21 protein-coding genes are annotated in these 22963 nt (G+C 37.5%); 19 read left to right on the forward strand and 2 right to left on the reverse strand.

Annotated elements, in window-relative coordinates:
• The first annotated feature begins 29 nt into the window (after nt 1–29).
• The 8 genes from BLS02_RS05705 to BLS02_RS05740 all read left to right on the forward strand — a co-directional run bounded on the left by BLS02_RS05705 (nt 30) and on the right by BLS02_RS05740 (nt 9552).
• Nucleotides 30–1340 (forward strand): murein hydrolase activator EnvC family protein, encoded by a 1311-nt coding sequence (locus BLS02_RS05705; protein WP_092491980.1) that lies wholly within the window; start codon nt 30–32, stop codon nt 1338–1340.
• A 204-nt stretch (nt 1341–1544) separates the two neighbouring features.
• On the forward strand, nt 1545–3005 hold the full coding sequence (locus BLS02_RS05710) for a S41 family peptidase (RefSeq protein ID WP_092491981.1): 1461 nt from the start codon (nt 1545–1547) through the stop codon (nt 3003–3005).
• Between the two features lie 194 nt (nt 3006–3199).
• Entirely contained in the window at nt 3200–4330 is a 1131-nt protein-coding gene (locus tag BLS02_RS05715; RefSeq protein WP_254788739.1) for a PDZ domain-containing protein, read from the forward strand.
• 372 nt (nt 4331–4702) lie between these two features.
• Nucleotides 4703–5224: a cupredoxin domain-containing protein gene (locus tag BLS02_RS05720; RefSeq protein WP_092491983.1), complete on the forward strand. Its 522-nt coding sequence runs from the start codon at nt 4703–4705 to the stop codon at nt 5222–5224.
• Nucleotides 5225–5247: 23 nt separating this feature from the next.
• Nucleotides 5248–6720, forward strand: coding sequence for a cbb3-type cytochrome c oxidase subunit I (locus tag BLS02_RS05725; protein WP_092491984.1), 1473 nt, complete (start codon nt 5248–5250; stop codon nt 6718–6720).
• Nucleotides 6721–6742: 22 nt separating this feature from the next.
• A complete protein-coding gene (locus tag BLS02_RS05730) occupies nt 6743–7300 on the forward strand; it encodes a hypothetical protein (protein ID WP_092491985.1) in 558 nt (185 codons plus the stop codon).
• Between the two features lie 560 nt (nt 7301–7860).
• Entirely contained in the window at nt 7861–8880 is a 1020-nt protein-coding gene (locus BLS02_RS05735) for a multicopper oxidase domain-containing protein (RefSeq protein ID WP_092491986.1), read from the forward strand.
• A 129-nt stretch (nt 8881–9009) separates the two neighbouring features.
• A complete protein-coding gene (locus BLS02_RS05740) occupies nt 9010–9552 on the forward strand; it encodes a YkoP family protein (RefSeq protein ID WP_092491987.1) in 543 nt (180 codons plus the stop codon).
• Nucleotide 9553: 1 nt separating this feature from the next.
• On the opposite strand, the gene BLS02_RS05745 is transcribed toward BLS02_RS05740, so the two are convergent.
• Complete coding sequence (locus BLS02_RS05745; protein ID WP_092491988.1) at nt 9554–10390, reverse strand: metallophosphoesterase; 837 nt, start codon at nt 10388–10390, stop codon at nt 9554–9556.
• A 91-nt stretch (nt 10391–10481) separates the two neighbouring features.
• Between BLS02_RS05745 and BLS02_RS05750 the strand changes: the two genes are divergently transcribed.
• Complete coding sequence (locus BLS02_RS05750; RefSeq protein WP_092491989.1) at nt 10482–11594, forward strand: MGDG synthase family glycosyltransferase; 1113 nt, start codon at nt 10482–10484, stop codon at nt 11592–11594.
• 38 nt (nt 11595–11632) lie between these two features.
• Here the strand turns inward: BLS02_RS05750 and BLS02_RS05755 are convergent, their stop codons facing one another.
• Entirely contained in the window at nt 11633–12370 is a 738-nt protein-coding gene (locus tag BLS02_RS05755; protein WP_175559442.1) for a FixH family protein, read from the reverse strand.
• Nucleotides 12371–12600: 230 nt separating this feature from the next.
• Here BLS02_RS05755 and uvrB point away from each other — a divergent pair, with 230 nt between their 5' ends.
• The 10 genes from uvrB to ppaX all read left to right on the forward strand — a co-directional run bounded on the left by uvrB (nt 12601) and on the right by ppaX (nt 22962).
• Nucleotides 12601–14583, forward strand: a complete 1983-nt coding sequence (gene uvrB / locus BLS02_RS05760; protein WP_092491991.1) for an excinuclease ABC subunit UvrB — start codon at nt 12601–12603, stop codon at nt 14581–14583.
• Nucleotides 14584–14590: 7 nt separating this feature from the next.
• Nucleotides 14591–17467, forward strand: a complete 2877-nt coding sequence (gene uvrA, locus BLS02_RS05765) for an excinuclease ABC subunit UvrA (RefSeq protein ID WP_092491992.1) — start codon at nt 14591–14593, stop codon at nt 17465–17467.
• Between the two features lie 354 nt (nt 17468–17821).
• Complete coding sequence (locus BLS02_RS05770) at nt 17822–18175, forward strand: YojF family protein (RefSeq protein WP_092491993.1); 354 nt, start codon at nt 17822–17824, stop codon at nt 18173–18175.
• A 23-nt stretch (nt 18176–18198) separates the two neighbouring features.
• The gene (bshB2, locus tag BLS02_RS05775) at nt 18199–18867 is read left to right on the forward strand and encodes a bacillithiol biosynthesis deacetylase BshB2 (RefSeq protein ID WP_092491994.1); all 669 of its coding nucleotides are present in this window, start codon (nt 18199–18201) and stop codon (nt 18865–18867) included.
• Nucleotides 18868–18890: 23 nt separating this feature from the next.
• Nucleotides 18891–19085: a PspC domain-containing protein gene (locus BLS02_RS05780; protein WP_092491995.1), complete on the forward strand. Its 195-nt coding sequence runs from the start codon at nt 18891–18893 to the stop codon at nt 19083–19085.
• Nucleotides 19085–19441, forward strand: coding sequence for a phage holin family protein (locus BLS02_RS05785; protein WP_092491996.1), 357 nt, complete (start codon nt 19085–19087; stop codon nt 19439–19441). Before BLS02_RS05780 ends, BLS02_RS05785 begins: the two co-directional genes overlap by 1 nt.
• Before the next feature lie 144 nt (nt 19442–19585).
• Complete coding sequence (gene hprK, locus BLS02_RS05790; protein WP_092491997.1) at nt 19586–20524, forward strand: HPr(Ser) kinase/phosphatase; 939 nt, start codon at nt 19586–19588, stop codon at nt 20522–20524.
• Nucleotides 20525–20535: 11 nt separating this feature from the next.
• Nucleotides 20536–21372 (forward strand): prolipoprotein diacylglyceryl transferase, encoded by an 837-nt coding sequence (gene lgt / locus BLS02_RS05795; protein ID WP_092491998.1) that lies wholly within the window; start codon nt 20536–20538, stop codon nt 21370–21372.
• Nucleotides 21373–21392: 20 nt separating this feature from the next.
• A complete protein-coding gene (locus BLS02_RS05800) occupies nt 21393–22352 on the forward strand; it encodes a nucleoside recognition domain-containing protein (RefSeq protein ID WP_092491999.1) in 960 nt (319 codons plus the stop codon).
• Nucleotides 22327–22962 carry a pyrophosphatase PpaX gene (gene ppaX, locus BLS02_RS05805; RefSeq protein WP_092492000.1) on the forward strand — a complete coding sequence of 212 codons (636 nt, stop codon included), beginning with the start codon at nt 22327–22329 and terminating at the stop codon, nt 22960–22962. Before BLS02_RS05800 ends, ppaX begins: the two co-directional genes overlap by 26 nt.
• Nucleotide 22963: the final 1 nt, after the last annotated feature.

The following is a 22963-nucleotide window of genomic DNA, read 5'->3' on the forward strand; positions in this document are numbered from 1 at the left end:
TACATTTTCAGAGGGGGAAGAGGAAAAGAATGAAAAAAACTGTTTACATGTTTATTGCTGTATTGATAATAGGTTCAGGTTTAGTAGATTGGCAGAAAGTGTCTGCAGAATCAGCTAGTCAAAAAATTGATGAATTAGAAGAAAAACAAAACGAATTGGATGACAAGAAAAATAATCTTAACAGTAAGAAGAATAATACAGAAGAAAAGATTGAAGACAATCTTAATAAGCAGGAAAGTGTCGGTAATGATATAGATGCCATCAATCAACAGCTTAGTGAAACAAGAAACAAAATTAAGTCAAAGGAAAGTGAAATAACTGCAACAAATAATGAAATAAAAGATCTAGAAAAACAAATAAAAGAAATAAACCAAAAGATTGATCAGTTAAAAGAGGAAATAAAAGCAATGAGAGAGCGGATTAAAGAACGTGAGAAGATGCTTAAAGACCGTCTTCGTGCTATTCAGTCAAATGGTGGAAACATGAAGTATATGGAAGTTATTCTAGGATCACGAAACTTTGGTGACTTTATCAGCAGAACTTCAGCAGTAAACACGATAATGGACCAGGACAAAAATATTATGGAAGAACACATGGCAGAAAAGAAATTGATGGAAGAAAAGAAAGTAGAAGTGGAACAAAAGAAAGATGAAATAGAACAAAAGAAAGCAGAAGTCGAGGAGAAGAAAGCTTCACTTGTGAACCAAAAGAGTGAGTTAGAGTCGTTAAAATCAACATTAGACGATCAGGCTGCAGAGAAAGAGAAACTAATGGCTGAGCTTGAAGAAGAACATAATCATTTGGAAGAATATAAAATGAGTTTAGCTGAGCAAAAACAAGTTTTAAATGATCAAGCTGCTGTTATAGAAAAAGCTAAAAAGTCAGCTCTTGCACAACTTGCAAAAGAAAAGAATAAAAATTCCTCATCTAGTGGTGCAAGTCTAAGCGCGGGTGGAAGTGGAATTTTCAGTTGGCCATCACAAGGTAGACTATCTTCCACGTACGGTTCAAGAAGTCTGGGGTATCACTATGGATTGGATATTGCTGCATCGACAGGAACTACCATAATAACTGCTGCTGCGGGTGTTGTAACAAGATCTGCTTATTCAACTAGCTATGGAAATGTTGTGTATGTTTACCATCCACAATATAATAAGTCTACTGTTTATGCGCATATGTCAAGTCGATCTGTTGGATATGGCCAAAATGTATCAGCAGGACAGAAGTTGGGAGAAATAGGTAATACTGGGAGGTCATACGGAGCTCATCTTCACTTTGAGGTCCATAATGGAGAGTGGAGCCAACACGGTGGTATAAATCCAATGCCATTTCTAAAGTAATTTTTATGAATGTATTTGCAATTTGATTGAATAAACTATAATATTAAAGGCATCGCACATTACGGTGTGATGCCTTTTTAGATATCAAAAGGATAAGCCGACATTGAAAAAATTGACTGTACTATTAATGTGATTTATTTATGGCAGTCTTATATTTCTACTGGAAAGACCCATCATCAAATACATACAAGTTGGGGTGAAGGAATGAATCTTCGTAAGCAACATATTATAATTATTTTATTTGCCGCCTTACTCTTAGGTTTTGCAGGTGCATATTTCGGTGTTAAATTAGCACAGCCTGATACTTTGCCGGAACAGATACAAGAGACTAATAAAGAAGAACCAAATACATCTCAAGATTCAAGTGCACCACCAGAAAACATCGAAAAGGTATCACAGGCCTTTAATTTAATAAAAGACAACTACCTGAATGACGTAGATGATAAACAATTAATTGAAGGTGCTATACAAGGCATGCTTACAACGTTGGAGGATCCATATAGTTCTTATATGGATGTGGAAACTATGGAACGATTTAACGAAACGATTGAATCTTCATTTGAGGGTATTGGTGCTGAAGTTAGTACAGTCAATGGGAAGGTAACAATTGTTGCCCCTATTAAGGATTCTCCTGCGGAAGAAGCTGGACTTAGGCCAAATGATAAGATTCTAAGCGTTGATGACGAAAGTGTCGTTGGTATGGATTTATATGAAGCTGTAGAAAAAATACGGGGAGAAAAGGGTTCAGAAGTTGTACTTGAAATTCAACGTACTGGTGTATCTGACCCATTTGATGTGAAAATTGTTCGCGATGATATTCCAGTGGAAACAGTATATTCAGAGGTGAAAACAGTTGATGGCAAGAAGACTGGTGTTATTGAGATAACAACTTTCTCTGAAAATACAGCAAAAGATTTCTCCAAAGAGCTAAAAAAACTGGAAGATAAGAACATAGAAGGGTTAGTTATTGATGTTCGAGGTAATCCTGGTGGACTATTGACAGCTGTTGAGGATATTCTAAAGAACTTTATTCCTAAGAATATGCCTTACTTACAAGTTGAAAATCAAAAAGGTGAAAAGTCTAAGTCATTTTCGGAACTAGAAGAGAAAAAACCATATCCAATTAGCGTAATTATTGATGAAGGAAGTGCTTCAGCATCTGAAATTCTTGCTGTTGCGATGAAGGAAGCAGGCTATGATGTAGTTGGTACTAAAAGTTATGGGAAAGGGACTGTTCAACAAGCAGTTCCTATGGGTGACGGTAGTACAATTAAACTGACTTTCTTCAAGTGGCTCTCACCAAAAGGCACATGGATCCATGAAAAAGGTGTTAAACCAACAGAGAAAGTGGAGCAACCAGATTATTATTTCACAAATCCTGTTCAAGTTGAAGATTCTATTGCTTACAACCATACGGGTGATAAGGTGGAGAATGTCCAGGTAATGCTTAAAGGATTAGACTATAAACCAGGCAGAACAGATGGTTATTTCAGTAAAGAAACTGAAAAGGCTGTTCAAGCTTTTCAAGCTGACAATGATTTGGAAGTTACTGGTGAAATAAATGAAAAGACTGCTGGGCAAATACAGGCAAAAATAGTTGAGAAAGTTCGTGATGGTGATGACGATCGACAAAAGGAAAAAGCATTAAACGTGTTATATGAATAGATATGCTGTCCGCGGGTAATGCCCGCGGATTTCCTTTTTTAACAAAGATTTAATTCTAGCAGGAATTTAATCGACAAATATCGAATATAGCTAAAGAAGACTATGTATTGCATCCGTGCTGGAAGGTGATTATATTGGCAGAATCTTGGTTTATAGAACTAGCGAAAGGTATAGGAAGGCTTTTTTTGAATCCAATGTTCTACTGGACATTCATATTGGTTTTATTAGCCGGATACAAACGGATTCGCAGAGAGCGGAATAATTTTGGTTTTAAATTATTTGACGTTTTTTCAGAATGGAAAAATACGTGGTTCCTATCCATTATCTCAGGATTACTTATTTCCATCGTCCTTGTTGGTTCTGGTATGATCTTTTCCTATGAGACAATTCTTCTTTTGAGTATAGTGACGATTGGGTTAAGTATAACATTGCGATTCTCGATGCTGTCAGCAAGTTATACAATTGGTATTACATATATGATTCTTTTGTTAATGCCATTTATTCTTGAACAACAAAATATTGTAGATGATGACATGTTTTCAAATACAAATTTCGTCGGTTTAAGTTTACTAGTTGCCATTCTTCTAACTGTTGAAGCACTTCTTTTGAAACGTAACACCCGCAATACGACCTTTCCGGATCTGGAACTTGGGCGTCGTGGTGTATGGGCAGGTATGCATCATATTAAGAAATTAAGTATAATTCCATTTTTTGTTGTGATACCATCTGGACTCATTACACCAATCGTACCATTTTGGCCATATTTTGGAATGAATGGTGAGACATATAGTTTGTTGCTTGTACCGTTTTTGCTGGGCTTTGATCATATTGTAAGAGGAAATATTCCAGAAAAAGCTGCAGTACATATAGCGAGATCAATTCACATTCTGAGTTTGTTTGTATTGATGCTTGCAGTTGGAAGTATATATGTAGGCTGGCTATCGTTAGTTGCAGTGGTAGTGGCGATATTAGGAAGAGAGTATATCAATTACAGGCATCGCATATCAGATAAAGAAAAACCTAATTATTTTAATAAAAATGAGCGTGGTTTAAAAGTGCTGGCAGTCATTCCAGGAACTCCTGCTGATCGATTAGGAATCCTAGTTGGTGAGACAATTGTTAAAGTGAATCGCCAAAGTATTAATAATAAGGATGAATTCTATTACGGGTTGCAGGATAGTGGCGCATTTTTTAAGCTAGAGATTATTGGTGATAATGGAGAAATAAGATATGTGCAAAGTGCATTATATGAAGAGGATCATCATGAATTAGGAATTATTAGTACAAGTAATCGCTATCAGGACAATCAAACAAAAGCAAATTGATTTTTAGTTAAATCTTAATAGAGGTAATGAAGTATATGTGCAAGTACTTCATTACCTCTTTTTTTTAGTAAATACATAAGTGAACGAAGGAAATCGCCATTAAGAGTTGCACTCCAATGTATAAGGGGTTCTAAGAAAGCAGAATTGATCTTATAAGAAACCCGGTTAAAGAATGCTAGGATTTCTAATGAAATAAGAGTTAAACACTATTATAACAGTAAAAACAAAGATAACTGTTTATTCACAAAATAGTTTAAAATCAGTGATTTGAATCACTCGTGAATGTCTTAAATTTTCGTATGATAAACCAGATCATAAAACTAATGATTTAGTCCTTTATGATTAGGTAACATATACGGGAGGTTATTTAATATGGTGCAAACAGTTGCGTGGATTGTTAGTTTATTCTTCATGCTTATGGTTGTAGCGGTTTTTAGCTTTGTAGCGTGGAAGTCCAAGGAAAAGCGAGAGTATGAACCAATTAAGAAGAAATGGTATAAGGCTCGTACATTTTATGGAATCACTTTAGTATCCTTAATGTTGATCATCACTATTTATACGTTAAGAGAACTACCTTATAATCAACCAGTTTATGGTGCTGGAAATGATCCAACAATAGTTGATGTAGAAGCACTTCAATTTGGCTGGAATATGAGTCAAACAGAATTCTCAGTAGGTGAACCTGTTGAATTTCACGTAACAAGTAAAGATGTTAATCACGGTTTTGGGATTTATGATGAAGAGATGAATATGATTGCTCAGACACAAGCTATGCCGGACTATACCAACAAAGTGTATATTACATTTGATGAACCCGGAACATATGAAATTCTTTGTCTGGAGTACTGTGGTACAGCCCATCATTTAATGAAAACAAAAATTGAAGTTAAGTAATAAAAAGGTGGAGGTGCAAAAAGATGGAAACAACAATGAAGTCTCGTAGTAATTTGGTTGTAAGTTATATAACTGTTGGTGGAATTGTAATTATAGTCATGATGATTTTTGGAATTTTAATGCTATTAGCTCAGGGTGGAGTATTGGATTTACCTGCTGCTTCATTTTATCAGTTTCTGACAATTCACGGGACTGGTATGGTTGGTGCTGCGGCATTAGCAACTGCTGGTGTTATGTGGTATTTTCTTAGCCATTATGTAGATCTATCAAAAAAGGTTATGTCAATTAACTTAGTACTGTTCCTTGTAGGAGTAGTTATGGTTATCATTGGAGTATTTTCATTTAAGTATGCTAGCTCATGGACATTTTTATACCCATTACCAGCGCTTTCTGCAAGTGCCTGGGGGACTGTCGGAGCATTGCTTTACTTGTTCGGTATGCTTATATTGGGAATTGGTTTCTTATTATTTTATTTGGATTCTGGTAGAGCTATTATAAAAAAACACGGAAGCCTAGCAAAAGGTTTGGGATGGGATGTTATCTCTGGTAAAAAGTCGGAGAAAGATGCTCCATCAGGTGCCGTTGTGGCAAGTACAATGGTAACAATCGTTAACATAACAGCTCTAACAGCAGGTGCAACCGTACTAATTATGAATATAATCAATGTGATTAATCCTGCGATTACATTTGATCCATTATTGGCGAAAAACCTGACATATGCATTCGGACATATTTTTGCTAACTCGATTATTTACATGGGTGTAATAGCGGTATATGAAATACTGCCACGATATACAAATCGTCCTTGGAAATCCAGTAAAGCATTTTTGATTGCATGGACAATGTCAACGGTATTCACGTTAATAATATATACACACCACTTGTTGATGGACTCGGTAATGCCTAATTGGATGTTAATTATGGGACAGATTCTATCGTACGCAAATGGACTGCCAGTACTTGTTGTCACAGCTTATGGTGCATTAATGATTGTCTACAAATCAGGTATTAAATGGGATATGGCATCTGGTTTGATTTACATGTCTATGTTTGGTTGGGTAGTCGGAGTTGTACCTGCAATCGTCGACGCTACAATTGTCGTTAACCATGTTATGCATAACACAAAATGGGTTCCGGGACATTTTCACATGTATATGGCACTCGGAGCATGTGCAATGATTTTTGGATTTATGTATTTTCTTGCAAAGGAAGATAGTAACATGAAGACATATATATTGGATAAAATTGCGTTTATTGCCTTTACCCTATCTATTGTTGGGTTAAGTGGATCTTTCCTTGTATCGGGGGCATTAAGCACTCCAAGAAGATGGGCAACGCACATTCCTGAATGGATGGCTCCTGCTGTATTTGGAGCAGTTGCGGGTGTGTTTGCTGTTCTATCTGTTACCGTATTTGTTATTCACTTTATTCGTTATATTAATAAGCGAAATAAAGTGAACGCAAAAGAAGATTTGAAAGATAAGAAATTGGCGTGACTTGTAGGAGGGGAATGATCTGATGTTACAGACAAAGTATGGGTTTCTATTGTTCGTATTATTAATCATTCCGCCTATACGAAATTTGATGGAATCGGTAATGGTAGTCCATATGCTTGTGCAAATTCCGTTATTGATTATATCTGGTTGGTTGATATACGGCTATTTTAAGTGCAAGTTTCCAGGCTTTTTTTCTAAGTGGAATAGTAATGGTGTTCCGGGAATTATATTGGTTGTATGTCTTATAACCTATTGGATGATCCCGCGTACATTGGACGAAGCACTGAATGTGTGGTATATTGAGCTATTCAAATTTGTCAGTTTACCATTTTTAGTTGGAATTCCGCTTCAGGATAGCTGGAAGAAACTTAATTCTCTTGGCAGAAGTTTTATTATTTTTAATTTTATCCCCATGTCTGGTTTAATGGCATGGCTATATATTGATGCTCCTGTACGCTTATGTAATAACTATTTGGAGGTCGAGCAAAAAGTGCTTGGGTGGGGATTTTTAATTATTACAGTGAGCATTGTTTTGTATATGCTTCAAAATGTGTTTACCGATCATTCGGAAGGCACATAACTAGGAAAATATCTTGGCAGGACTATCAATAATAGACCTGTCGGGATATTTTTTATTTAGGCTCTGTTCGTTGATTTTGTTGCTCTTTAAATTTGCGACGGTTATGAGAACGCGAAAGCTGTTTAAATCGAATGGAACGCGTCTTCATTAGGGTTATGAGAACGCAAAAGCTGTTTAAATAGAATAAAACGCGTCTTCATAGGACGAAAGGACCTGGTCGAGTATTTCTCTGTATTGTGTCGCAGTTAATACCTTTTCTGTCAGAAACAACAATTTTGTAGACAATAGCCTTTATATTTTTATACGCGTTTCCATCAATGCTCATTTACGCACAAATTAAGCTTGTAATAATTATTATTAATACTTTCATACAAAGGATTTACACTATATTTACTATTGACATATATTGTTCACAAATTCACAAGGATTAGTGATTTGAATCACATGTAGGATTTTAGGTCTATCGTAAACTTAAATTGTAAGGGAGAGATAGTCACAGAATGAAAAGTGAATAGTCACTCCATATACTAAAACAATAAAATTTAAGAGGGGTGTTTTGAATGTTTTTGAAAAAGTTTGGAGCAATTGTTATTGTACTGGTTTTATCCTTATTAATTACTGCATGTGGGTCAGATCTAGTGAAAAATGATGAATCAGATGTGGAACAACAAGAGGACATAACTGTTCAAGCTGCAGCTAAACAAAAGGCAAAAACACCAGAAATTGAAAACATCGGACCACATGAAGGTATTGACCAAGAACCAGTACCAATTAAAGTAGAGCGCGTTGGTGAACATGAAGTAAATATTGAAATGACGTCTCAGATTACCGATATTGAACTTGATAAAGGAAAAATGTATAAAGCTTGGACATTCAACGGAACTGTTCCTGGACCAGTAATTCGTGTTCAGGAAGGTGATAAACTTACATTCACACTCAAAAACATGGACCCTAAAGTAGATCATTCAGTTGATTTTCATTCTGTATATGCTGCTCCAAATAAAGACTTCACAGACGTAAAACCAGATGAATCAGGAACATTTACTTATGAAGTGGGCTCTCCTGGTGTTTACATGTACCATTGTGCAACAGAGCCCGTTTTACAGCATATCGCAAATGGAATGTACGGAACAATGATTGTAGAGCCTAAAGATGGTTATCCAACAGATAATGAAATTGATAAAGAAATTACAGTTGTTCAAAGTGAGTTTTATAAAGATGGTAACTACAGTGACATGTTAGATGGTGAGCCTGAATATGTATTATTTAACGGAAGTACGCAAGCCGTAAAAGGGGAAATGATTCAAGCAAAAGTTGGCGATAAAATACGTATCAATTTCCTTGATGCTGGGCCAAACGAAGTTTCTAGCTTCCATGTAATTGGTTCTCAGCTTGAAACGGTTTATATTGATGGCGACCCTAGAAATGTACTTAATGGCTTACAAACAGCAATGGTTCCGGTTTCTGGCTCTATGGTTGTTGAATTCACAGTTAAGGAAGCAGGTATTTATCCTTTCGTAACACACGCGTTTGATCATGTTACAAAAGGAGCACTAGGACAAATTGAAGTTACTGAATAATAGTTAACAAATATTGGTTATGCAAAGACTCCTACTCAGTTGAGTAGGAGCCTTCTTCATTGGATTAAAATTCCTTCTATAATATTGCTTTTATTTAAGCAAACTAGATAAAAAAGAAGGGGAAATAAGATGAAGAGCTATATATTGGGTGTATGGAATGCGATTGACCCTATTTATTATAATGTTTCAAGACTTCATTACGTACCTGATAACGATAAGCGCAATACCTTATTTCGAGTCAGACTTACGAGATACAAAGGGGCGACGGTTATACTTAAGGATGGAACAATTATTTATAAAAATGACCTGCTATTAAAGATACATTTGCATAATGTAAGGATGTTAAGCGATTTATTGCCAATCAGAAGTGATATAAAGCGAGCAGTTCTTTTTTACCACATGATTAAAGATACTTTGCCCATCCTTTCCCGATATGTTTTATCTCATGAAAAAAATAATGAGATAAAAGGAATAATAGGAATTACGACATTGTATCGAGGTGCAAATCGACTTGGCTTTGAAACAGTTCCTATAAGAAATCCTTATTATCGTCTGTATAAGAAGGTGACATTTCTTCCTATTAATCACATAGCAAATACATCATACCACGCATTACCTGCTTATTTATTTATGTCGAAAGAGACACTGCATGAAAAATATAATGTGAAATAAATTAACTAGCTTTTACTCCAACAGTTACATCATGAAATGTTATTTCGGGTCTGCTGCCAATACGGATATTGAGTCCTGTTTGACCAAGACCTTCACTTATATAAAATGGTGTGCTGTTATGCGAATGCAACCCTTTTATAACATTTTTACGCGCAAGTTTCCCCATTTTTGCAAGGTGATATGCCTTAGGGTAACAAATTTGTCCACCATGAAAATGCCCAGCCATTAAATAGTCAAACGCATATTCATGCATATCAAGTACAATAGTAGGATCGTGTGTTAGCACAATATTTTTGCCTTGCTCGATATGCTTATATGCAAGGGATAAGTTGCTTCGGTTTGTACTATAGTCATCAATCCCAATTATATTTATAGCTTCTCCGTTTACTGATATAGTTGAACTTTCATTCTGTAATACGTGAACATTATTATCCTCAAGCAATGTTTTGAGCTCATTCAAGTCGTCACCTTCTAGCACATAATCATGATTTCCAAATACCGCATAGGTGCCATGTGTGGGTTCAAGGCGATTCAACACTCTCAGATACGGAAGTAATTTCGGTATAGAACGCTTCCGGTCTAGGAAATCACCGGTTAATGCAATGAGATCAACAGATTCATTCTCTAGCTTACGTTCCAGTTGCATGGGGCTTAACGAGATGTTTTCGAGATGTAAGTCGGATAGATGAAGAATCGATAATGTCGAGTCATTGTTTATGCCTGATTCTGAAGCTACGTTAATTTTATTTATTTTAATATCTTGGGTGTTTTTATAGGCTTTAAAAAGCAGAAAGCAAATGAAAAATATAATAATAGTAGTAATGAATAGATATGTCATCGCGATTACTCCTTTCTCTCACGAATAAAAGTATATCATGCTGACAGTGACTCTATCATTGGTAATTGAAGCCAAATGGAGGCAATGAAAAATGGATCAGAAAAAAGCTTTATTTCTACCCTTTATGCAAATCCCTACAGGGCATCATCATGTGGCGGATGCATTAATAAATGAGATTAAAACGACTCATAAGGATATCGTATGTGATAAAGTAGATATTTTATCATATAGCTATGGAGGAGTGGAGAAAGTCGTTTCGTCTACATATTTAGCATGGATTAGAAAGTTTCCAGATGTATATGACTGGCTGTATAAACAAGCAGCGTATAAGAAAACATCACCACATAACCGTCAATATCTGTATGAAACAATGTTTACTTATTTTTTAAAACGACTAACCAATCAACAAAATCCTAGCGTTCTATTCTGTACACATGCACTTCCATCGAATATTGCCGCTGTCTTAAAAAAGAAGAATAAATTGCAATCTATTACGGTAAACGTGTACACGGATTTTTTTATAAACCGAATATGGGGAATAGATGGAATTGATTATCACATGGTTCCAACCGTTTCTGTAAAGGAATACTTGTTAGAAAAAGGTGTTGCAGAAAGACGGATTTTCATCACAGGAATTCCAATTCATCAGGTATTTCACTCGGGACAAGAACAACAATCGAAAGATGAAGGAATATCAGTATTAGTTACTGGTGGAAGTCTAGGGGTTGGTGCTATAAGGAAGTTGCTTAACTATTCCCATTCGGACAGGATTCATTACTATGTATTATGCGGAAAAAATGAAGTACTTTATGAACAATTATTACGGAAAGACAAACCAACCGTTACTCCGCTACCATATATAACAAGTAAAGAAGAAATGAATATATTATATAATAAAGTGGATGCGGTTTTAACAAAGCCTGGTGGGGTGACAGTCAGTGAATGCTTAATGAAGCGAAAGCCAATATTTGTTTATGACCCATTACCTGGACAGGAGAAAATCAACGTTAATCAGTTGATTCAAATAGGTGTGGTATCTACTGTTGATTTAGAAAATAATTTATTGGAACAGCAAATCCTTGATTTTTTTTGTGATGAAAGAAGAAAGTGTATTTACAGGCAGAAGGTTGATGCATATCATCGGAACTTAGACGAAAGACCACTGTCGCTGTTAATTGAGGAAATAATACAAAAAAAACATTAGCAATTTCAGCAAATGTTTTTTGGTCATAATTTTCTACTTTATTTCACATTTGCAGTGAACTCTTTATGGCCATGGATATCCTCTTTTTTAACATGAACATTAACATTATATGTCCCGCTGTTGTTAAAGGTTGCAGTAGATTGATACGTGCCAGAAGAAGTCTCGATCATATCGGTCCATTCATGGTTCTCTTTATTTTCTTGCCAGGTTTCCAACGTTACGGAAGCCTTTTCTAGTAATTCTTCTTCTTTTAGCACCTTGACTGTGAACTCAGCTTCCTCAGTCGCTTTAACTGTATCGGGCTGTTGTAAATCTATAGATAAGTGTGTATGGTTTATGTCGTCTTCTTTCTGATTTTTGCCTGTTGTGGTACTAGCTTTTGGATCGCCAATGGTTATTTCCTTTTTAGGCATCGTATGCATGGTACGGGCAGTAACGTGTGACTGAACATGATATAGACCATTTTCTTTAAATGATTTTTCTATAGTATATGTGCCGTCGTCAACATGTTTTGCCCTGATCATTTCGCTATCATCTTTGAATCCATCTTTCCATATTTCAAACTCCACTTCACTTGCATCCTCAACTGGTTCGCTGTCCTGTGTAACTGTTACAGAAAAGGTTATTTCCTGATCTTTATCACCTATTTCAGGAACTTCCAAATTAGCTTCAATCGCCTTAACAACATTATCAGTTGCCCCATTTTCAGTGTCTTCACTTTGACCACATGCTGCCAGAACTATTATGATGAATAATAATGTCATCATTTTTTTCATGTATAAAATCCTCTCTAGAGCTATGTTACTCCGATTATAAGACATTCAACTAAGCGAAACAATATATACGTGTGAAACCTTTGTGAATGATTTTCCATAAATTAAAACGGGTAAAATGTAGCAGTAGAGAGGGAGAAGCATAATAATCGAATATTTGTTCGCTTATATGTTAAAATTAGATAATAAATATGGTAAACTAGTAAGCAGAGTGATGAACGGAGGTTTGCTTTGTGGAAAATCAATTTGATCTTGTTGCACAATATGAACCAAGTGGCGATCAGCCACAAGCTATTAAAGAAATAGTAGAAAAAGTGAAATCTGGGCAGCGTCATCAGACGTTACTTGGAGCAACGGGTACCGGGAAAACGTTTACGGTATCAAATGTAGTTGAGGAAATTAACCGTCCAACGCTTGTAATTGCACATAACAAAACGTTGGCAGGTCAATTATATAGTGAATTCAAGGAATACTTTCCAAACAATGCAGTTGAATATTTTGTTAGCTATTATGATTATTATCAGCCAGAAGCATATGTACCATCAACTGATACTTTTATTGAAAAGGACGCAAGTATTAACGATGAAATCGATAAATTGCGCCACTCAGCAACATCGGCATTGTTTGAACGACGTGATGTTTTGATTGTTTCGAGTGTTTCCTGTATTTATGGCCTAGGTTCACCGGAAGATTATGAAAGTCAGGTTCTCTCATTAAGAATGGGCATGGAAAAAGACCGTGATCAACTGTTACGTGAATTGGTTGATATACAGTACGCGCGAAATGATATTAATTTCCAGCGCGGAACTTTCCGTGTTCGTGGTGATTCTGTTGAAGTAATCCCTGCTTCCAAAGAAGAACACTGTATTCGGATTGAATTTTTCGGCGATGAAATTGACCGAATCCGTGAAGTGGATGCTTTAACTGGTGAAATTGTAGGTGACCGTGAACATGTGGCGATTTTCCCGGCTTCCCACTTCGTCACACGTGAAGAGAAACTAAAAAAGGCAATTGTTAATATAGAAAAAGAACTAGAAGAACGCTTAAAGCAACTCCGCGCAGAAAATAGATTATTGGAAGCGCAACGATTGGAACAACGCACGAATTACGATGTGGAAATGATGCATGAAATGGGATTCTGCTCAGGGATTGAGAACTACTCACGGCATTTAACATTTCGTGAAGAAGGGGCAACACCCTACACATTACTTGATTTCTTCCCGGACGATTTTTTAGCTGTAGTTGATGAATCACATGCTACACTTCCTCAGGTCCGTGGAATGTACAAAGGGGACAGAGCTCGTAAACAGGTGTTAGTTGATCATGGTTTTCGCCTGCCGTCAGCGCTAGATAACCGTCCATTGATGTTTGATGAATTTGAGAAGGCGACAAATCAACTAATTTATGTTTCGGCAACGCCAGGGCCATATGAGATTGAGCATTCACCTGGGGTGACCGAGCAAATTATTCGTCCGACCGGTTTATTAGATCCAGAAATTGATGTGAGACCAATTGAGGGTCAAATTGATAACTTGATCGAGGAGATTAATAAGCGATCCGAGCGAAATGAACGTGTTCTGGTGACGACACTGACAAAAAAAATGTCAGAAGACTTAACGGACTACTTGAAGGAAATTGGAATTAAAGTCGCTTATTTGCACTCAGAAATAAAAACGCTAGAGCGGATTGAAGTTATTCGTGATTTACGTGTTGGTAAATTTGATGTTCTTGTAGGTATTAATTTATTACGTGAAGGCTTAGATATACCTGAGGTTTCATTGGTAACTATTCTGGATGCAGATAAAGAAGGATTTCTGCGTTCTGAACGATCACTTATCCAGACGATGGGTCGTGCAGCGAGGAATGAAAATGGTCAAGTTATTATGTATGCCGATCGTATAACAAATTCGATGCAGTTAGCCATTGATGAGACAAACCGACGTCGTGAAAAGCAAATAGCTTATAATGAAAAGTACAATATTAGGCCGACAACAATACGGAAAGATGTACGTGATGTTATCAAGGCAACTGTTGCATCTGAGGAAGAGGAAAGTTATTCAGAGAAAACGAAGAGTATTGCAAAATTATCTAAAACAGAGAAATCTAAAGTTATCGAAAATATGGATAAAGAAATGAAGGAAGCAGCAAAAGCACTTGATTTTGAGAAAGCTGCTGAATTACGTGATATAATACTTGAACTTAAAGCGGAAGGATGACCTGTTCATGCCAAGTAAATCGATAAAAGTGCAAGGTGCTCGTGCACATAATTTAAAAAATGTAGATATAACCATTCCTAAAAATAAACTTGTGGTCTTAACAGGTTTATCTGGTTCAGGTAAGTCATCGCTTGCCTTTGATACGATCTACGCAGAGGGACAACGACGTTATGTAGAATCACTCTCTGCATATGCACGCCAATTTTTAGGTCAGATGGATAAACCGGATGTGGATTCAATTGAGGGGTTATCACCAGCGATATCAATTGATCAGAAAACTACGAGCAAGAATCCCCGTTCAACAGTTGGTACCGTTACAGAAATATACGATTATTTACGATTACTTTATGCTCGTGTAGGACGGCCAACATGTCCAAAACATGGTATTGAAATTAACTCACAAACCGTTCAGCAAATGGTTGACCGACTTTTGGAATACCCGAATCGTACAAAAATGCAAATATTGGCCCCTGTTGTTTCCGGACGCAAGGGTGAGCATGTCAAGGTAATTGAAAAGCTGAAGCAAGAAGGATATGTTCGGATTCGCGTTGACAATGAAATGCGTGAAGTAACCGATGATATTCAACTGGAAAAAAATAAAAAACATTCAATTGAAGTGGTAATTGACCGAATCGTTGTAAAGGATGGTGTTACCGGAAGATTGAGTGATTCCATCGAAACAGCTCTTGGGTTAGGTGAAGGGAAAATTATTGTCGATGTCATTGGTGAAGAAGAATTGTTGTTCAATGAAAATCATGCATGTCCAATTTGTGGCTTTTCCATTGGTGAATTGGAACCTCGGCTATTTTCATTTAATAGTCCATTTGGAGCTTGCCCGACATGTGATGGATTAGGGACCAATTTGGAGGTTGACCTGGAACTAGTCATTCCGGACTGGGATAAGACATTAAACCAACATGCGATTGCAGCATGGGAACCTATTAGTTCCCGATACTACCCGCAATTACTGAAGAGTGTTTGCAATCATTATGGTATCGATATGGATACACCGGTTAAAAAAATTCCATCTAGTCAAATGGATAAAATACTTCACGGAAGCGGCAAAGAGAAAATCCATTTTTATTATGAAAATGACTTTGGAAATATACGTGATAATAATATCCTGTTTGAAGGTGTCTTGAAAAATATAGCACGCCGGTACCGGGAAACATCGTCTGATTTTATCCGTGAAACATTGGAAAAATATATGGCTCAAACAAACTGCCCAACATGTGATGGATATCGCTTAAAAGAGGGTGCCCTTGCCGTAATGGTTAATAACAGGCATATCAGCCAAGTGACCGACTACTCTATCATGGAAGCTAAGGACTTTTTCCAGAATCTTGACCTAACTGAGAAGGAAGAAAAAATTGCTCGCATGATATTGAAGGAAATAAGTGATCGATTGGACTTTTTGAATAATGTTGGCCTGGATTATCTAACGATGTCTCGTTCAGCCGGCTCATTGTCTGGAGGCGAGGCGCAGCGGATTCGACTAGCAACTCAAATCGGTTCTGCACTTACAGGTGTTCTTTATGTCCTGGATGAACCATCAATTGGGCTTCATCAGCGTGATAATGATCGTTTAATTAACACATTAAAGCAAATGCGTGATTTAGATAATACGCTGATTGTGGTGGAACATGATGAGGATACGATGCTTGCCGCCGATTATCTGATTGATATTGGTCCTGGCGCTGGAGAACATGGTGGTGAGATAGTTGCGAGCGGTACACCTGACAAGGTAATGAAAAATAAAAAATCATTGACTGGAAAGTATTTGGCAGGTGATAAGTATGTTCCATTGCCATCAAAGCGACGCAAGCGTTCAAAACGCAATATCGAAATAGTCGGTGCTGAAGAGAATAACTTGAAAAATGTTACAGCTAAATTCCCGATTGGACTATTGACTGTTGTGACAGGGGTATCTGGATCTGGTAAAAGTACGCTGGTAAATGATATTCTATACAAATCGTTAGCAAAACAGCTTAACCGTGCGAAACTTAAACCTGGAAGCCATAAAAAAATAAATGGCATTAAACAGGTTGAAAAGATTATCGACATTAACCAAGCACCTATTGGACGGACACCACGTTCGAATCCGGCAACATATACAGGTGTATTTGATAATGTCCGTGATGTCTTTGCGCAAACAAATGAGGCTAAGGTTCGTGGTTATAAAAAGGGTCGCTTCAGTTTTAATGTGAAAGGTGGTCGCTGTGAGGCATGCCGCGGCGATGGCATTATAAAGATTGAAATGCATTTTCTGCCGGACGTATATGTACCTTGTGAAGTATGTCATGGGAAGCGGTATAACCGGGAGACATTGGAAGTGAAATATAAGGGGAAAAACATTTCAGAAGTGCTTGAGATGACTATTGAAGAAGCATTGGATTTTTTCGCAAACATCCCGAAAATAAAACGGAAACTGCAAACAATTTATGATGTGGGTCTTGGTTATATTAAGCTGGGGCAGCCTGCAACAACATTATCCGGTGGTGAAGCACAACGGGTTAAATTGGCGAGTGAACTCCACAAGCGGTCAGATGGCAAGTCATTTTACATTCTGGATGAACCGACGACTGGATTACATGTTGATGATATCAAACGATTGTTAAGTGTACTGCAACGACTGGTCGATAATGGTGATTCTGTCTTGATTATCGAACATAATATGGATGTGGTGAAGACGGCTGATCATATAATTGACCTCGGACCAGAGGGTGGCGATCGTGGCGGAGAGATTATTGCAACCGGAACACCTGAAGAAATTGCTGAAACCGAGCAATCATATACTGGACGATATTTGAAGCCAGTATTGGAACGCGATCGAAAACGTATGGAAGCAGATGTCGAGAAACTTGGAAAAGTTGGATCGAAATAAATAAGGAGGGTAGTGAGTCTGGAATGGGCTGGCTATCCTCTTTTTGCAGTTAAGATAGCATAAATATTTTCTTACCGTATAATGTAACTAAGGGTTTCACTTCCAAACTGGCGATAAACCAAGTTTCCTGAATGGGGTGAGAGACTTATTTGCAAGGGGCAAGTACGAATAACAGTAGCGAATCGGAAATAGTATCAAAAGAGACGAAAAACAAATCAAGAACAACATCAACATGTAAAAGGAGAAAAAGTGCGCCCCTCCATATAATGAGACAAATTTGTAGTCAAAATTTTTGACGCATTCCTGTCGTTTAGGTAAGGTTAAATGAGAAGGTGCTAGGGAGGAAACATTTTAATGAAACCAATTGAGATTCAAAAAATGCAAAATTTATTAGAAAATTATTCGAATAAAGATGTTTATGTTCATTTAGAAACAACTAATGGTGCTTATGCTAGCCATTTTGATGATAAGGCTTATAATGTCGGAGCGTACATCCGTAATGCGAAAGTTAAGTTTTCTCAAGCGAAAATTGTTGGAAATGGAAAGACGTACCGTGTGGGATTAAAAATGGAAATAGGCTGGATTTATGCGGAAGGATTAACAGATTGGACAATTCATGGTGCTAATCAGCTATTACTTGCAGGACATGATCGTGAAGGTCGGTTAATGGTGTCGCTACAAATCAGTGAAACTCCATTTCGCTATTAATTTAAGGGCTAGGTGATTTTAAAATGGAAAAACATGTTGTTGTAATTTATCCGCATCCTGATGATGAGTCATTTGGTGCGGCTGGGACGATTACGAAATATCGTGAGCAAGGTGTTCCAGTGACATATTTATGTGGAACGCTAGGTGAAATGGGAAGAAACATGGGTTCACCAACCTTTGCTAATCGAGAAACTTTACCGGAAATTCGAAAAGATGAGTTAATTAATGCTTGTGAGAGGCTTGATATTGACTTACAAATGTTAGGTTATCGTGACAAAACACTTGAGTTTGAAGATAGGCTTGAGGTTGCAAGTCATTTAAAGGGTATTTTAGAAGAGATTAATCCGAGTATAGTAATTACGCATTACCCAGAAAGAGCAGTACATCCTGACCATGATGCACTTGGGGCGGCTGCTGTTGAAGCTGTTAAATTGATGGAACCTGAGAATCGCCCAACAGTGTGGGTTCAGCCTATCACAAATAATTATGTTGAGGAACTGGGGGAACCAGATATCAATAATGATGTAACCCCATTTTTTGACCAGAAGATGGAGGCGATATTAGCTCATGAGTCTCAAGCAAGTGGAATTTTAAGCAAATTCAAGGAAAATCCTGAATTGGATGATGACCTTAAAGAGGAAGCGAAAAAACGTTTAGGGAAAGAGCATTTTTATATTTGGAAATATGAATAACCACTAATAAAGGAGGGTCCATAATGAGTAAGAAGTTATATCGTTCAGAATCCGATGTTATGATTGGAGGAATTTGTGGTGGGCTTGCCGAATACTTTAATATTGACTCTACAATTGTCCGCCTATTATTCGTTGCGGGTGTATTTGTAGGTGCGGCGGCAATATTCATTTACTTAATAGGAATGATTGTTATTCCGAAAGAAGGGGAGGTGCGTTAATGCTGCTTCGCTGGTTCTTATCCATATTATTAAATGCAGTTGCATTAATTGCAGTAGCACAGCTATTTGAAGGCTTCCAGCTCGAAGGCTTCGGCACAGCTATTTTGGCAAGTGTTATTTTGGCAATTTTAAATATGATCGTCAAACCAATTTTAGTAGTGTTGACTCTACCAATTACTTTTTTAACACTTGGTTTATTCCTGTTTGTCATAAACGCTATAACGTTAATGATTACCCAAGCCATAATGGATGCTTCTTTTGTTATCACAGGCTTTGGCACAGCAATTATTGCTGCTGTAATTATTTCGATATTGAATTTATTATTAAACAGGTTAGTGAAGGATACAATGAAATAAAACTTGAGATCGCAGGTGCTATCCTGCGATTTTTTCGTTCACTTATAATAAACGGTCTTTATCAAACCTTCCCGATACTTCAACACGCCAAAATATGCTACAATGAAAATCAGTAATTGTGCATATTATTGGAGGTTTATATAGATGGTAAAAGTTCGTACGAAAGATTTGCTGGAAAATTTTAATCTGACCTTGGTTGCCGGGGAAGATGGCATACATAGAGAAATTACTACAAGCGATATTTCCCGTCCAGGAATTGAGATGACAGGTTATTTTAAGTATTATCCTAAGGAACGTTTGCAGCTAATAGGCAAGACAGAAATGGCATACTTCCTTGATTTAACAGATGATAATAAAAGGAGTCGTGCGAAACAATTATGCACGGATATAACCCCGGGAATCGTCGTATCACGCGGAATGGATATTCCAGAGGTCTTACTTGAGGCTGCGAATGAATCCGGAGTACCAATTTTACACTCCCCACGCAAAACGACTCGAGTCATAAGCAGACTTACCAACTATTTGGAAGCAAAGTTTGCCCCGTTCACTGCAATTCACGGCGTATTAGTCGATATTTATGGTGTGGGTGTGCTGATAACGGGTCAAAGTGGTGTTGGTAAAAGTGAGACAGCGCTTGAGTTAGTGAAACGAGGGCACCGTCTAGTTGCTGATGACAGTGTTGAAATTCGTCAAGAGGACTATGATAGTCTAATTGGTAATCCCCCACCATTAATTGAGCATTTATTGGAAATTCGCGGACTTGGTATTATCAATGTCATGACTCTATTTGGTGCAGGTTCCGTACGAAGTTTTAAAAAAATATCATTGATTATTAATTTGGAATTATGGGATCAGCAGAAACAATATGACCGTTTAGGTTTAGATGAGGAAACGATGAAAATAATGGATGTTCATCTTCCAAAAGCAACAATTCCTGTTCGTCCAGGGCGAAATTTAGCTGTAATTATTGAAGTTGCAGCGATGAACTTCCGGCTAAAACGAATGGGCGTTAATGCAGCAGAGGAATTTTCTGATCGTCTTACAACGATGATTGATCAGGATAAAGATGAAACAGATGAATAGGAGTGATTGGATTGAGTTGTAGTGCACCAGCATTGGACCGTGTTTTTCTGGATATTGGTCCACTGACTATTTATTGGTATGGGTTAATTATTGCAGCGGGAGCATTTATAGGGTTGTATCTGGCCACTAAGGAATCGGATCGACTAGGTTTACAGAAAGATTTAATGGTCGATTTGATTGTGTTTGCTATCCCGATTTCGATTATATTTGCTCGCATTTACTATGTGATTTTTGAATGGGAACGTTATACTGGTGGAACATGGTGGGACGTCTTTGCAATATGGGAGGGCGGAATAGCAATTCACGGTGCTTTAATCGGCGCTGTGCTAACGACAATTGTTTACGCTCGTGTTAAAAAAGTTTCATTCTGGCAGTTGACTGATATTGCTGCCCCAAGCTTAATACTTGGACAGGCTATAGGTCGTTGGGGAAACTTTATGAATCAGGAGGCACACGGAGGAGCGATCTCTGAAGCTACATATAATAGTTTTCATCAATATTTACCTGATTTCATTATGAATCAAATGTGTATTGATGGCGTAATGTATCACCCAACATTTTTATATGAATCATTTTGGAATATAGTTGTACTCATTATCCTACTTATACTACGTCGTAAAAACCCATTACGTGGTGAAGTATTCGTAAGCTATCTAATGGCATATTCAGTTGGTCGTTTCTTCATTGAAGGTATGCGTACTGACAGTCTATATTTCGGTCCTTTCCGTGTGGCGCAGCTAATCTCGATTGCTATTATTCTGATTGGATTAGCGGTAATTGTTTATCGCCGTAAAACAGGGCAGGCAAATAAGCATTATAATGGTAAAAAAGTAACTAAGAAGAAGTAACTGAAAAGAGGGATGAACGATTGGCAGGGATTTTTAAGCGTGGTTTACAACAAGGCCTTCAAGTCACATGGACATTAGGAAAAGTCATTTTTCCAATTACTTTGATTGTGACCATATTACAACATACACCGGTACTGCCATGGATTATTGACCAGATTAGTCCCATTATGGGTTTGGTTGGATTAAGTGGAGAGGCTGCAGTGCCATTGGTATTAGGGAATTCACTGAATTTATACGCTGGAATTGCTGCCATAGTATCGTTTGATTTTACAGTAAAAGAAGTCTTTATATTAGCTGTGATGCTGTCGTTTTCCCATAACTTATTCATCGAATCGACTGTGGCTGCTAGGGTAGGCGTTAGCTGGTGGTTTATTTCGGGAATTCGGTTGTCATTAGCGCTCATTTCGGCAATAACGATTAATCTCTTATGGAGTGGAGGGGCTGAACAAGCGCAATACGGTCTCATTTCTACGTCAAATCCAGAATTGAATGGATGGAGCGAGATTTTATTGCAAGGATTCCAAACCGCTGTCGTTGGTGTGGCACAGCTGGCACTAATCGTCATTCCGTTAATGATAGTCATGCAATATTTACGTGAAAAAGGCTGGTTAACTATTTTTTCAAATAAATTTGCACCATTTACTAGAATGCTGGGCATGGAAAAAAATACTTCTATGACGCTTGTAGCTGGACTTACAATCGGCCTTGCCTATGGTGCCGGGCTAATGATTCAAGCGGTGGAAGAAGATGGTGTGTCACGGCGCGATATGTATTTGGCGCTAATTTTTCTTGTTTCCTGTCATGCGGTAGTGGAGGATACGTTAATATTTATTCCGCTTGGTATTCCTGTCCTGCCATTACTTTTAATTCGATTGGTCACGGCAATACTATTAACAATGACTGTAGCATTTATTTGGCGGCGTATTGATAATCGGAAAAGAAAGGACGCATCTCATGAACATTCATACAATACTCTTTGATCTTGATGGCACTTTAATAGACACAAATGAATTGATTATTTCATCGTTCATGCATACATTTGAACAATATGGAAGAGAGCTTTCCCGTAGAGAAGCAATCGAATTTATCGGACCTCCTTTAAGGGACACATTCCATCAGGTTGACCCTGATCAGGTTGAGGCAATGGTTGAAACATACCGAGAGCATAATCTGTACCACCATGATAACTATGTAACAGCTTTTCCAAATGTTGTCGAAACGATTGACCAATTACAAAAGAAAAATTTTAAGCTCGGAATCGTTACAACGAAAATGAATCGAACAGTAGAAATGGGACTGAAAGTTACTGGTTTGTCTAATTACTTTGAAACTATTATTACATTAGATGATGTTGTCCATGCAAAACCGCATCCAGAGCCGGTTCTGAAAGCAATGCAAGAATTAGAAGCATCGGTCGATTCAACACTTATGGTCGGGGATAACCATCATGACATTGATGCAGGAAAAAATGCAGGTGTTCAAACAGCTGGGGTTGCATGGTCCTTGAAAGGTAAGGAAAAGTTATCCGAGTATAAGCCAACATATATGCTAGATGAGATGCGGGACCTGCTTAAAATTTTGGGAGTGTAGA

This window comes from Virgibacillus salinus, assembly GCF_900102415.1.
GTDB classification, from domain to species: domain Bacteria; phylum Bacillota; class Bacilli; order Bacillales; family Amphibacillaceae; genus Lentibacillus; species Lentibacillus subterraneus.